Consider the following 13,978-nt stretch of genomic DNA (forward strand, 5'->3'; position numbering starts at 1 on the left):
GCAAGACTTGTTTGAGCGGTGCAATCATAACATGTACAGCGGAGGAAAAAATGAAAATTCATACTTTATCGACTGGGGATGAAGTCCACAGGTATCAAAAGAGCATCATCATTCCGTTCCAAGAGGACCGCAAGGTGCTAAGCACCTCCGTTCTAAACGGAGGATACAGCGAAAAGCTCAAAGCGGCCTTCAACCACGATTCCAATCCGGGAGAAGGGATGACCTGCTCGCTTAGGACAGATTCCTACCTGAACGACCTGAAGCTGCTTGCCGCAGAGATCGGCCTCGATCCGGAAACGGTGACGGGCATTTCCACCGCCGCGTCGATGGATAATGTTTCGATCAAAACGGTTTCTTATGATAATCTCACGGTGACCGCCATTGTCACCGGAGGAGTGGAAGTCAACGGCGGGAGGGTCGGAGACCCGGCATCTTACCATGAAGCTCAGGGCAAAACCGTCATGACAAAGGAAGGAACCATCAATATTATCCTGAATATCGATGCGGATTTACTCCCAGGTACGTTGACCCGCGCTTTGGTAACCTGCACGGAGGCCAAAACGGCCGCCTTGCAGGAGCTGATGGCGGGAAGCAATTACTCCCGGGGGTTAGCGACAGGTTCAGGAACAGACGGTACGATTATCATTGCCAACAGCCAATCCGATTTAAAACTGACCTATGCGGGCAAACACAGCAAGCTGGGTGAACTGATCGGCTTAGCGGTGAAGCCGGCCGTCAAAGAGGCGCTGTTTTTGCAGACCGGTTTATGTCCAAAAAGCCAGCACAGTATGCTGCGACGCTTGAAACGCTTTGGCATCACGGAAGATAGTATCTGGAACAAGCATTGTGACTTGGGAGAAAAAGCATTGGTCAAACCCTTATTTATTCAGCAACTGGAAATCCTGGACAGAGAAGAGGAACTTGTCGCCCTGACCTCGCTGTATGTCCACCTGATGGACCAAGCGGATTGGGAGCTGATCTCTCCCGGGCGTGCAGCACAGGAAGGCAAGGCTATTGCCGACAGAATAAGACAAAAGTACGGGCTCGACGTTGAATATACTTATTGCTGGCAATCCGCTGAGGAGACAATAACCGGAATGCTGGAAAATTTCGCGGATCTGACGGCAAGAATCACCACAGTATGCTCGGATTAATGGTACTTACCGGGATCAATGTACATGTTTCCGGCAAGCACAATAAGTAGGGGAGAAAAAATGGATCAACAAAGACTGAAATTGAAAATGCATGTGTTTTTTATTATTATACTGGCGCTGCTGGCAACAATGGTGTTTCTATTGAATATTTCAGCCGGTTCTGTAAACATCAGCCTGGAACATATTATCAAAATATTGACGGGACATGAAACCGGGAATGACACCTATGCATCGATTGTCATGAACATCCGTCTGCCAAGGGCGTTGGCAACGCTAGTCGGTGGCGCTTGCCTCGCGGTGGCAGGACTTTTGCTGCAAATCTTCTTCAGGAACCCGATCGTAGAACCCTACGTGCTTGGCATCTCATCGGGCGCCAGTCTGTTTGTGGGCCTCGTGGTCTTAGGGGGATATACTTTCGGCATGACGCATATGACGCCGATGTTTCTGTTCGGCGGCGCGTTTCTCGGTGCGATGGTCGTCATGCTGGTTGTGGTATTAGCCGCCAAAAAAGTCAGGAATATCACCACACTGTTAATTATCGGGTTAATGGCGGGATTTATCTGCAGTGCAATGACCAGTATGCTGACAGCGTTTGCCGATAAAGAAAAAATTCATGCGTTTATGATGTGGACGCTGGGGAGCTTTTCCGGTTTTTCCTGGACGCAGGTGGAGTGTCTGTATCTGATCGGTGTTCCGTTCCTGCTGATGTCCTTATTGATTTGCAAACCGCTGAACGCGATGCTTTTCGGAGAAAAATACGCCTTATCGATGGGGTTGAACATCAAACGGTTCCGGATGCTGGTTATCCTGATTTCCAGCGTACTGACCGCGGTAATCACGGCGTTTGCCGGCCCGGTTTCCTTTGTGGGTCTGGCGGTCCCCCATATGGTGAGAATTTCTTTTGGTACTTCCGACAACCGTGTTTTGCTTCCGGGTGTTATCCTGGCAGGCGCGTTAATGACCGGAATTTGTGATTTGGGAGCGCGGATGCTGATGGCACCGACAGAATTGCCGCTGAGCGCGATTACTTCGTTGATTGGCGCGCCGATTGTTGTCTATCTGCTGCTTAGAAAGGGGAGTGAACTGTGAATAATGTGATTCTTGCTGAGAAAATGGATGTCGGATATGAAAAAACGGTGGTGGTGGAAAATGTCGACCTCCGGGGCATCAAGGGACAGCTAATTTGCCTGCTTGGTCCCAACGGAGCCGGAAAATCCACCATCCTGAGAACGCTGTCCGGGCTTCTTGCGCCTGTCAGCGGGACAGTGTATATCAACGGCAGTGATTTAAAAAGCATTAAAAAACCAGAATTGGCGAAAAAGTTAGCTGTAGTCTTGACAGAACAGGTATCGTTAGGTCTGCTTACCGTTTTTGAAATTGCAGCTATGGGACGCTTTCCGCATACCAACCTGATCGGCAAATTGTCGGACGAGGACAAAGGAATTATTCAGGAAGCCCTGCAGGCGGTAAATGCCGTCCATTTGAGGGACAGATATTACGCTGAACTCAGTGACGGTGAAAAACAAAAAGTGATGATTGCCCGCGCCTTGATCCAGCAGCCGGAGCTGATTGTTCTCGACGAACCAACAAGCCACCTGGATGTCAAACATAAAGTTGAAGTCATCAGTATCCTGCGCAGGTTATGCCTGGAAAAAGGCATAACGGTCGTGCTCTCGCTCCATGACATTGATCTGGCCATTAAAGGCTGTGAAACCATCCTGCTGATCCAGGACGGAAAAATTGCAGCCCAGGGTACGCCTGAGGAAATCATCAAGGCCGGAACGATTCAATCGTTGTATGAGATTGAAGGGGCGCAATACAATGAATTGCTGGGAAGCCTGGAATTTTTCAGCCGTCAGTATCCCGAGATTTTTATTGCAGGGGGGAATGGAACGGGCGCAGGCGTGTATCGTGCGCTTTCCCGGGCCGGATACGGAATGTGCTGCGGGGTGCTGCACAGCAATGATATTGATATCCATATCGGTAAGGCCTTAGGTTGTGAAATTATTGAGGAAGAGGCTTTTAACGCCATCCATGAAGATAAATATCATCAGGCCAGGGAGATTATGAAAACCGTGGATTATATGATTGATACAGGTTTTCCGGTAGGAAGCATCAATCAGCGCAATATGGACCTGGTGATTGAAGCGGTGAAAATGGGGAAAACCGTATTCTCCTTGTTCCCGAAAGAACATGCATTCAAGCGTTACGGGGAGTGGACGGATAAAATCCGCTATTGCTCGAAAGCGGCGGAAGTTACCAAATGCATTGAAGACAAAAAAACAATGGAAAGGGTGTGAGGCATTATTATGATCATTGCCCGACTTGCTACGGGAGATCAAGTTTACAAGTATAACCGCTGCCTGGTGGTACCTTTCTTAGGAAAGCGCAAGGTCATGAGCACCTCCATGCATAACGGAGGCTACCGTGAAGATTTAACGGCGGTGTATAACCAGGATGTCAACCCGGGTTCCGGCCGGGAATGTGAACATTGCAAACCGGGACAGGAAGAAAAAATCAAGCGGTTTATGATCGACGATCTGGGACTGGATTACGACACAGTGGCCTATATGGCGACCATTGTCTCCATGGACAGCGCTGCCGTCAAAACGGAAACCTATGATGAGCTGACCGTTACCGCCATTGCTACAGCCAGTCTGGAAGTCAACGGCGGACGGGTGGGAGAGAAAGCCACAAGCTATGAAAAACGTGGGAAAAGCGTTAGTCTCAAGCCGGGAACCATTAATATCATGGTTTTTGTCAACGCCGATATGACACCCGGATGCCTGGCACGCAGCATTGTCACAGCTACAGAAGCTAAAACCGCCGTCCTGCAGGAACTGCTGGCCGGAAGTTTGTATTCATCCGGAATTGCCACCGGATCAGGAACAGACAATGTGATGATTATTGCCAATGCGGAATCGGATAATACCTTGACCTATGCCGGGAAGCACGGCAAACTGGGGGAATTGATCGGCCGGATGGTTATGGATGCAGTCAGGGAATCGCTGGGGAAACATATGGGCCTTACCAGAGAGAGCCAGCACAGTATGCTGGCCAGACTGAAACGGTACGGCATCACTGAAAAAAGCTTCGGCGACAAGTGCCGCGAGGTCTGTTCCGGAGTGAGCCTGGCCGATGCAATCGGCCGTATCCATGTGCTGGATTCACAGGATGAAATCGTTTCCTTAACGTCACTTTATGTCCATTTGCTGGATCAATTGTCTTGGGGATTGCTTTCAGTAAAGGAAGTTGAGTTTTCCGGAAAAATTATCTTGCAGAATCTCGCCGAACACCGGAAGACGACAGCGGAATGGACCGCCTGTGCCAATGCGGATCAAAAAGAATGGGTGCAAGCGATGCTGGATTCATTTGTTACGACAGTCTGCCGGGGAACAGCAGCGGCAATTCAAACGAATCAAGAAGATTAATGAGGGTTGACCGTAGGGCTTTCAGACGAAATGTATTTCATATTTAAGTTATAAGGAGAAAAATAATAATGAAAAGAAAATCTCAATTGCAATGTTTTTTAATTTTAACAATGGTACTAACTTTGCTGGTGATGCCCCTGGGGTGTGCCAAAGAGACTGCGCAAATGGATTCCGGTATAGCCGCCGCCATCGGCAGTGTTAAAGATGTGAAAGCCATGTATCCTGCCGGGAGCAGCATGAATTTGAAATTTGCCAAAAACTTCAGCATTGCGTACCTGGAAGACGGCATGAAACTTGTTACCGACGGCCAGAAGAGACAAATGCTTCTCCTGCAGGAAGGACAGCAGGCGCCTGCGGAATACAAAGAATTACCAACAGTCACCCTGCCTTTAAGTCAGGCGATCTACTCCAGTTCGACACAGGTCGGTTATCTGCGGGCGTTTGATAACGATATGCTGTTTGACAGTATCGTCGGCGTTCGGATGAAAGCGGAAGACTGGGACTTTGATGCGATGAAGAACCGTATGCTGAGCGGGCAAATCAAGGATATCGGCGATAATACCACGACAAGTACCAGCTATAACCATGAAATTATTCAATCCTTAAATCCAAAACTTGTTTTTACGAGCCAGGGAATGGGGACAGAGCAGCAGAAACTGATGGAAATGCTGAATCAGGCAGGGATTCCTTATTTGTTCGACGGGTCGAGTACGGAGCTTGATTATCGGGGAACGATGGAATGGCTGAAATTCTATGCGGCCTTTTACAATCTGGAAAAAGAAGCAGACATTTACTTTGATCAGGCGATCGCCCGGATTGACGAAATGAAAGAAAAGGTCAAGGACGCTCCGAAACCGAAGGTCGGCTGGGGAATCATCAGTATGGGCAAAGTCTATGTGGAAAACGGCGGCTCCAAAAGTGCGCAAATGGTCAGAGACGCAGGCGCTGAATATATTTTTAACGATATTGGCGCCGGTCAGGACGGTGTGACGAGCATCAGCGTTGAGGAGCTTTACAACCGTCTGGCGGAAGCGGATATTTTCCTCAACAGAGGGATGCCGAAATATGGGCCGGATATAAAATCCATCACGGATCAGGCCCCGGTCTTGGCTGAGCTGCCTTGTTTCAAAGATAAAAAAGTCTGGCAGATTACGGATAGTTACTGGAGTACGTACCATAATATCGACCAAAAATATATTGAACTGGCGGCGATCTTTCATCCTGATCTTTATCCGGATTATCAGTTTAAAAACTTCATCCTGATGCCGGATGTTGCGGAGTAAGGGAGGAGAGTCATGGTCAATATTGTTGTGATTCTGACACCGATGGAGCCTTTTTTGACATTCAGGGAAGCACAAGCGGAACTGGACAGCCAATATCCGGGACAATTTCAGATCCATTTATTTAATACAACGGAACTCGACAATGACAAGGAGCAGGCTGCGGCCTGCCTCGAGGCCAGTCGCAACGCGGATTTTGTCCTGATAAAAATTCACGGGTCATTATCTTTTTTCAAAAGTTTTCTCAATCTCTTCACCTGTCTGAAGCAAAAACAACGTCTTTTTGTTTATACCACGATTGAAGAAGAGAATGCGGAAGTTTTTCCGGATTGCAGCATCCTTCCGGAGGATTTTAAGACGATCAATAAATACTATCAATCCGGCGGGCTTAAGAATACGGTCAATTTAATCAAATGGCTGGGCAATCAGTACGCCGGAGCAGGTGTTCCTGTGGAAGCGCCTGTTTGCCCGAAATGGAGCGGGATCTATGATCCGGATGAGAATACGGAAGACGAAGACGCATACCTGACACAGGTGAAAAACAGCGGGCTGCCGGTCATCGGCATCATTATCAATGTCCTGCTGGTTCAAAAGAATAATCTGGTCCATGTCGATGCCTTAATCCGGGAAATAAGAAAACAAGGCGCGCATCCTTTGTGTGTTTATTCGGATATGCTTCCGGACCAAGACCTGGGCTGTGAGGGAATCAGAGCCGCTCTGGAGCGCTGCATGATGTCTGAGGGAAAACCTTTGGTGGATTCGATCATTAACACCACCGCCTTCAGTCTGACCATCCTGGCTGATCCGGGTGACGGGTCCAAGCCGAGGGAAAGCAGTATTTTTGAACTTTTGCAGGTTCCGGTTTTTCAAGCCATGACCACATTGCAGTCTTTTGAGGAATGGAACCATTCGGTCAAAGGGCTGGACGGCCTGTCATTGAGCTGGAGCGTTTTCCAGCCGGAATTTGACGGACAGGTCATCACGTTCCCGTTCGCGACGACGGAAACAGTCGAAACGGCGTTGGGGCCAAAAAGAGAGGCGCAGCCGATTGCCGAGCGGGTGGAAAGTATTACAACCCTGGCAATCAACTGGGCCAAACTGCGATACAAGGATAACACAGAGAAAAAAGTCGCAATCATCCTGCATAATAATCCGCCCCGCAATGACAACATCGGCGGCGCTGCCGGGCTTGATACCCTGGTATCGCTGCAGCGGATGATCGGACGGCTGGAAGAATGCGGCATTAAGACGGATTACCATTTTGCCGACGGCAAAGAAATCATTGACCGGATCACCGCGGGACTGACCAACGACGGCCGGTGGTCCTCCCCGGAAACCATGCTGGAAAAGAGTATCGACACCGTCAGAAAAGAGCAGTACGGACGATGGTATGATGAATTTATTCCCCGGGTGAAAGAGAATCTGGTCAAATACTGGGGCGAACCGGTAGGCGATTTCATGGCGGTCGACGAACAATTGCTGGTTCCGGGCATTCTAAACGGCAATATTTTTATCGGGCTGCAGCCGCCGCGGGCGTTTGAGGAAAAAGCGGAAGAGATGTACCACAGTACGGATATTCCGTGCCCGCATCAGTATATCGGCGTTTACAACTGGGTGGAAAAGGTGTTTCAAGCTGATGTCATTATACACGTGGGTACCCATGGCACCATTGAATGGCTGCCCGGCAAGGAAGTCGGGCTGTCCAAAGATTGCTACAGCGATATTTGCATCGGCACGGTTCCGCATTTGTATGCCTACATCATCAATGCTCCCGGTGAGGGAACGCAGGCGAAAAGAAGGACCTACGCAACCATCCTGGATCACATGGTTCCTTCAATGATGGAAAGCGGCGTTTACGATGAACTAGCCGAGGTCGACGAGCTGATGAAGCAATATTACCATATCCAAAGCGCCGATCCGAAGAAACTGCCGGTCATTCAAAAGCAGATACGGGAGCTGGCGGTCAAGATCAATCTAAACAATGATATCGGTCTCACCCCGGAGATGCTGGAAGAAGATATCGACGGCTGCATAAAGCAGATGCATTCCTGGGTCAGCAAGGTGCAGGCCTGTGATATTTATGACGGGTTTCATATTTTTGGCATGGTCCCGGAAGAGGACCGGTTTCGGAATATGCTGAAGATGTTGGTAAGAAACAGAAACGGGAACACACCGTCACTTCGGGAAGGCGTATGCGATCTTCTGGGTCTTGATTTTGAAATGCTGCTGGCAGTGCCGGAGACACCGACAGCAGACGGAAAATCCTATGGGATTTTGCTGGCTGAAGCAGATGAAATGGGAAGAGAAATCTTTCTGGAATTGGAAAAACATCATTATGAGCTTCAGGCAGTGGAGGGAATGATTGAACAGTTTAAGGCGAAGTGCGTTAGCTGTTCAGAAAGCACGGACAGTTTCCGTAAGATGAACAGTACGGATAGGCTCAGACAATGCCTGAACTTTGTCTGTTCCTTCATTAAGCCGCGGGTGATGCGGATTACAGATGAACTGGACCGCTTTATCGGCGGTGTCAACGGGAAATTTGTACCTCCCGGCCCTTCAGGAGCGCCGACCAGAGGGAATGCTCGAATACTCCCGACAGGCCGCAATTTTTATTCCGTTGATCCGGGAGCTATGCCCTCGCGGTCATCCTGGGAGATTGGCCAGACCTTAGCGGACCAGCTGTTGGAACGGTATCTCCGGGATGAGGGAAAATACCCGGAAAGTACTTCAATTTTAGTCTATGCCACCGAAGCCATGCGGACGTACGGGGACGATATTGCGGAAACCTACTATTTGCTGGGGGTACGGCCTGTCTGGCTGGGCAATACGGACCGGGTCATCGGGATTGAAGCCATTCCCCTGGAAGAACTGGGACGGCCGCGCATCGATGTGACGTTAAGAATTACCGGATTGTTCAGGGACGCATTCCCCAACTTGATCGAACGGGTAGAAGACGCGGTGAATTTAGTCGCATCCCTTGATGAACCGGAAGAGCAGAATTACATTAAAAAACATGTCAAGGAAGAAGTAGCCGAACTGGTCGCCCAAGGCATCGAGATGGAACAGGCTTATGAATATTCGCTGATCAGAGTCTTCGGAGATGCTCCGGGCGCTTATGGCGCCGGGACCAAAAATGTGGTGGAAAGCAAAAAATGGAATGACGTCACCGATCTGGGCAAAGTTTATACCACCTGGGGCTGTCATGCTTACGGCAAGAAACTGCACGGGGAAAAACTGCCGGAAGTGTTTGCCTTGCGGATGAAAAAAGTCAATGTTGCGGTGAAAAACGAGTCTACCCGGGAGTTTGACATGCTGGACAGCGATGACTTTTACAATTATTTTGGCGGCATGGTGGCGGCGATTACCACCCACAGCGGTTCCCAAAAACCGGCCTATGTCCCGAGCACATCCGATACCGATCATATAGAGACGCTGTCATTGCATGAAGAAGCGTCACGGGTCATGCGGGCCCGGGTCAATAATCCCAAGTGGATCGAAGGATTGAAAAAGCATGGCTACCGGGGGGCGAAACAAATCTCGGCCATGGTCGATATTACCTTTGGCTGGGATGCGACGACCAATGTAATTGATGACTGGATGTACGACTGTATTGCCCAGCGTTATGCGTTTGACCGGGAAACGGCGGACTGGATGCGGGAAGTCAATCCCTGGGCCCTGCATAATATGGCCGAGCGTTTGCTGGAAGCCAATCAGCGCGGCATGTGGCATGCGCCGGAAGAAAGTGTGGAGAAACTGAAAAAGATCTATCTGGAAATGGAAGGCAGCTTGGAGGAACTGGGATAGAATTTTTCGGGCCTGTCTGCATGCCACAATTCCGCTTTCGGCCGTTGTGTCTTCCATGACACAAAAGGCCGCGCTTCGCTTCCTTGCTTCGCTGACGCCGGAACTGTGACATGCAGACTGATCAAAAGTTGGTTAAGTAAGTTCAGTAGAAGGAGATGGAATAATTGGCTCACATTTATCCTTTTGCGGCAGTTGTCGGCCAGGATGCCGTGAAGAAGGCGTTGATTTGGAATATGGTCAATCCCAGTATCGGCGGCGTGCTGATCAGCGGCGAGAAAGGGACGGCCAAATCCACGCTTGTCAGGGGAATCAGCTGCATTGCACCGGATGTCCGGCTGGTGGAATTGCCGCTGAATGTGACTGAGGACAGGTTATGCGGCAACATCAACTTTGAACATGCCGTGAAATACGGGGAAAAACGTTTTGAAGCCGGTATTTTGCAGCATGCCCACGGCAATGTTCTTTATGTGGATGAAGTTAATCTTTTAAGCGATCCTATCGTGAAAACGCTGCTGGAGTCGGCATCATCCGGGATGAATATCGTCGAAAGGGAAGGAATCTCGTACCGGCACCCCTCACGGTTTATTCTGGTTGGCAGTATGAATCCTGAAGAAGGGGGCCTGCGTCCTCAATTTTTAGACCGTTTCGGCCTGTATGTCGAAGTCAGCGGGGAGCAGGATACCCGGATCAGGGCGGAAATCATCCGGCGGCGGGTGGAATATGAAAAAGACCCGGCGGCATTTTGCGAAAAGTGGCAGGAAGAAAGTGAACAGCTGCGTATTGACATCCGGCGGGCAAAAGCAGCGATCAACCGGATTGAAGTAACAGCAAATGCCATACAATTGGCTGCTGCTATTGCCAGGGAAGGTAATTGCGCCGGTCACCGGGCGGAATTGGTGATTGTGGAAACGGCCAAGGCAATTGCAGCCATGGATTCCCGCATTGCCCTAAATATCTCAGACATCAAAGAAGCAGCGCAATATGCCCTGCCTCACCGGACAAGAGAAAAGCAGGAACAGCCGCCGTACTCTCAGCCGGAGCAGGAAGAACAGGAACAAGAGCAGGAACAGGAAGATCAGGAACAGACCCAGGAAGAAAACGAAAATCAGGAACAGGATCAAAATCCGGATCAAAGTCAGGACCCGGCGGATTCCAATGAGGCGCAGCAGGAAAAACAGGATCAAAACGACAACGACCGACCGGATGAAGGATCGGAGGACTCTCCGTCTTCCGAGCAGCAAAACCAAGATGACAGGGAACCAAATGAGGATCAGGAAGGCGCCGAAGGACCGTCTGAAACCTTGGATATTCCGGAAGAATCCTTTATTGTTTCCAGATGGCTCTCCGATGCCGGCATTCGTACCATCCAAAAGGGAAGCGGCAAGCGGAGTCTGGTCAAAACATCATCAAAGCAGGGAAGGTATGTGCGCTATCGTTATCCGGGCAGAGACGAAAGCTATGATCTCGCTTTCGACGCCACGCTGCGGGCGGCAGCTCCATACCAGGTTTTCAGAGAAAAAAACGGCAGAGCGGTGGCTGTCGAAAAAACGGATATCCGGGTGAAGGTTCGCGAGAAGCGGACAGGAAATACCATTATCTTTGTCGTGGATGCCAGCGGTTCCATGGGGGCGAACAAAAGAATGGCAGCGGTAAAGGGGGCAATCCTCTCTCTGCTCAATGACGCGTATCAGAAAAGAGACAAAGTCGGGATGATTGCGTTCAAAAACCGCTCGGCAGAGCTTCTTCTGGGAATCACCCGAAGTGTGGAATTGGCGGAGAAAAGGATGGCTGCGCTTCCTACCGGCGGCCGAACACCGTTGGCCGCAGGGCTCAACCTGGCCTACGAAATTGTTAAAGCGGCGAAAATAAAAGACAAAGACACGCTTCCGGTGATTGTTTTGGTCTCAGACGGCAGGGCGACCTACAGTGAAAGCGGATTGGATGCTTTTGAGGAAGCCGTTGCCGCAGCCCAAAGGATTGGGGCGGAGAAAATCAAATCTGTCGTCATAGACACCGACCAGAGCTTTATTAAGTTGAACCTGACGGAGAAGATTGCCAAGAGCATGAAGGCGGACAGTTTTGTTATTGAAGACCTCCGGGCACAAAATCTTGTCGCGGCAGTATCGTTATCGATCTAGGGATTGAAGCAAAGGAGAATAACGAATGAATAATGAGATTAAAAAGTACCCGTTTACAGCAATTGTCGGCCAGGAAAAGATGAAATTGGCATTAATTCTGAATGTGATTAATCCGTTTTTAGGCGGGGTCTTAATTCGCGGCGAAAAAGGAACAGCCAAATCAACGGCTGTTCGGGCGCTGGCTGATATGCTGCCGGAACGTTCGCAGGCGGAAGGATGCCAATTTTCCTGCGACCCGCTGCAGTCGGATAAAGTTTGTAGTGAATGTGCGGAAAAGATGAAGAATGATCAACCGATCAAGAGTATCACGACAAAAATGAAAGTCATTGATCTGCCCGTCAGCGCCACGGAAGACCGGGTCGTCGGAACACTTGATATTGAGCATGCCATCAAAAAAGGAGAAAAGAAATTTGAACCGGGTATTCTGGCCCAAGCCAACCGGAATATCCTTTACGTTGACGAAGTCAATTTATTGGATGACCATGTGGTGGATATCCTGCTTGATTCGGCAGCAATGGGGATCAATACCATCGAAAGAGAAGGCATCTCCTTTTCTCATCCGGCAAGATTTACTTTGGTTGGAACCATGAATCCGGAAGAAGGGGATTTGAGACCCCAGCTTTTGGATCGCTTTGGACTCGTTGTCGATGTTGCAGGGGAAAATGACACCGCCCAAAGAGTGGAGGTCATAAAGAGAAGGCTGGCTTACGAAAAAGACCCGGAAGCCTTTTGCCGCTCGTTTGATCACGAACAGTCGGCGTTGGCGGAAAAAATTCAAAAGGCAACCGCACTGCTTCCCCGGGTAAACTTTGAGGATGAACTTTTAGAAATGGCTGCGAAAATATCCATAGCACTCGGCGTTGACGGGCACCGGGCAGATATTGTCATGATCAAGGCTTCTATGACGATTGCTGCTTTCTATGGCAAAGATAAGGTGACCAAAGAAGAATTAAAAGAGGCGGCTGCCTATGTTTTGCCGCATAGAATGCGGCGGAAGCCTTTTGATGATTCGCAGATGAGTATCGATACAATAGAAGAGATCATTAATAAAATCATGGAACCGTGCGTTTAGAAAGCAAAAAAATATAACATGCCGGAAAATAGAAGGACGAATAAATCTTAATGAGTAATGAACAAGGTAAGTTAGCAATGAAGAAAGAAAGAACCCTGATTGTATTATGGACCACAAGCAAATGCAACCTGCAGTGCAAATACTGTTATGCCTCGGCTGCCGGAGAGCAAAAAAACATGGATTCGGATACGGCGGTAAAAATCTTGGATTATTTTGCGGATCAGCCCGTGAAGCTTCAGTTAACAGGCGGAGAGCCCTTGCTCAATTATGACCTGGTTTGTACAATATATGACTATATTGTCCAGCGCGGCTATGACGTCTCGCTGCAGCTGCAGACAAATGGAACCATCATCAATCAGGAAATCGCTAACGGCATTAAAAAAATGAAAATGGCTGTCGGCGTGAGCCTGGACGGTCCTCCGGCGGTGAATGAAAGTATCAGAGGCGGAACGCAGCAGACCGTTCAGGGCATTCAGCATTTAGCCAAAGCAGGGGTCATGCTTAATTTGAACAGCGTGGTGACAGCGCAGAATGTCGATAAGCTGCCGGAACTTGCAGATTTTGCGCTGTATCTTGGCAATGTGGCCGGTATTGGCTTTGATCTGCTGAGAAACGCAGGACGGGCCAAAGAAAACAGCGGGGCGGTGGGCAGGCCTACAGGCGAACAATTGAACACCGCGTTAAGACGCCTTTTTGAAAAATCGGAGTCAATTTATCAACAGTTCGGCAGAAAGATTATGATCCGCGAGGTCGAAGAAGCGAAGAAGCGCCTGTCCTCTCCGGCTGGCACTCAGGAATATTGCTATGCTTCCTGTGGACGCTCTTATGTTTTCTTACCCAATGGCGACTGCTATCCCTGCGGCTCGCTGATCGACAATCCCGACTTTTATATGGGCAATATCGGGAATCCGCCACTGAAACCGATTGCCATAGTCAAGCAAAGAGCGGGCCGGTGTGAGGCGTGCTGTTATCACCCCTTCTGTCCGGGAGGCTGTCCCTCCAGACTGATCGTCAATGCGGATGAGGCAGAGGATACATTAGACTGTGTTTTAAAAAAATCGGCTTTTGATATTGCCTCCGGTTTATTGAAATAAAATAT

The 13,978-nt window shown here is 49.4% G+C and carries 9 protein-coding genes; all 9 read left to right on the forward strand.

Annotation, left to right across the window (positions count from 1 at the left end; genetic code table 11):
* Positions 1 to 50: 50 nt before the first annotated feature.
* A complete protein-coding gene (locus DEHRE_RS01350) occupies positions 51 to 1,154 on the forward strand; it encodes an adenosylcobinamide amidohydrolase (protein WP_025205024.1) in 1,104 nt (367 codons plus the stop codon).
* Between the two features lie 60 nt (positions 1,155 to 1,214).
* On the forward strand, positions 1,215 to 2,243 hold the full coding sequence (locus DEHRE_RS01355; protein WP_025205033.1) for a FecCD family ABC transporter permease: 1,029 nt from the start codon (positions 1,215 to 1,217) through the stop codon (positions 2,241 to 2,243).
* A complete protein-coding gene (locus DEHRE_RS01360) occupies positions 2,240 to 3,454 on the forward strand; it encodes an ABC transporter ATP-binding protein (protein ID WP_051408083.1) in 1,215 nt (404 codons plus the stop codon). The genes DEHRE_RS01355 and DEHRE_RS01360 overlap by 4 nt, the downstream gene beginning before the upstream one ends.
* Positions 3,455 to 3,463: 9 nt before the next feature.
* Positions 3,464 to 4,585 carry an adenosylcobinamide amidohydrolase gene (locus DEHRE_RS01365; protein ID WP_025205036.1) on the forward strand — a complete coding sequence of 374 codons (1,122 nt, stop codon included), beginning with the start codon at positions 3,464 to 3,466 and terminating at the stop codon, positions 4,583 to 4,585.
* Positions 4,586 to 4,653: 68 nt separating this feature from the next.
* Positions 4,654 to 5,868, forward strand: coding sequence for an ABC transporter substrate-binding protein (locus tag DEHRE_RS01370; protein ID WP_025205038.1), 1,215 nt, complete (start codon positions 4,654 to 4,656; stop codon positions 5,866 to 5,868).
* Between the two features lie 12 nt (positions 5,869 to 5,880).
* Positions 5,881 to 9,669 carry a cobaltochelatase subunit CobN gene (gene cobN / locus DEHRE_RS01375; RefSeq protein WP_025205040.1) on the forward strand — a complete coding sequence of 1,263 codons (3,789 nt, stop codon included), beginning with the start codon at positions 5,881 to 5,883 and terminating at the stop codon, positions 9,667 to 9,669.
* Positions 9,670 to 9,833: 164 nt separating this feature from the next.
* A complete protein-coding gene (locus DEHRE_RS01380) occupies positions 9,834 to 11,807 on the forward strand; it encodes a VWA domain-containing protein (RefSeq protein WP_025205042.1) in 1,974 nt (657 codons plus the stop codon).
* A 25-nt stretch (positions 11,808 to 11,832) separates the two neighbouring features.
* On the forward strand, positions 11,833 to 12,879 hold the full coding sequence (locus DEHRE_RS01385; RefSeq protein WP_025205045.1) for a magnesium chelatase ATPase subunit I: 1,047 nt from the start codon (positions 11,833 to 11,835) through the stop codon (positions 12,877 to 12,879).
* A 50-nt stretch (positions 12,880 to 12,929) separates the two neighbouring features.
* On the forward strand, positions 12,930 to 13,973 hold the full coding sequence (locus tag DEHRE_RS01390) for a radical SAM/SPASM domain-containing protein (RefSeq protein WP_025205047.1): 1,044 nt from the start codon (positions 12,930 to 12,932) through the stop codon (positions 13,971 to 13,973).
* The last annotated feature ends 5 nt before the right edge of the window (positions 13,974 to 13,978 follow it).

Origin of the sequence: Dehalobacter restrictus DSM 9455 (assembly GCF_000512895.1) — a bacterium.
Taxonomy (GTDB): Bacteria; Bacillota; Desulfitobacteriia; order Desulfitobacteriales; family Syntrophobotulaceae; genus Dehalobacter; species Dehalobacter restrictus.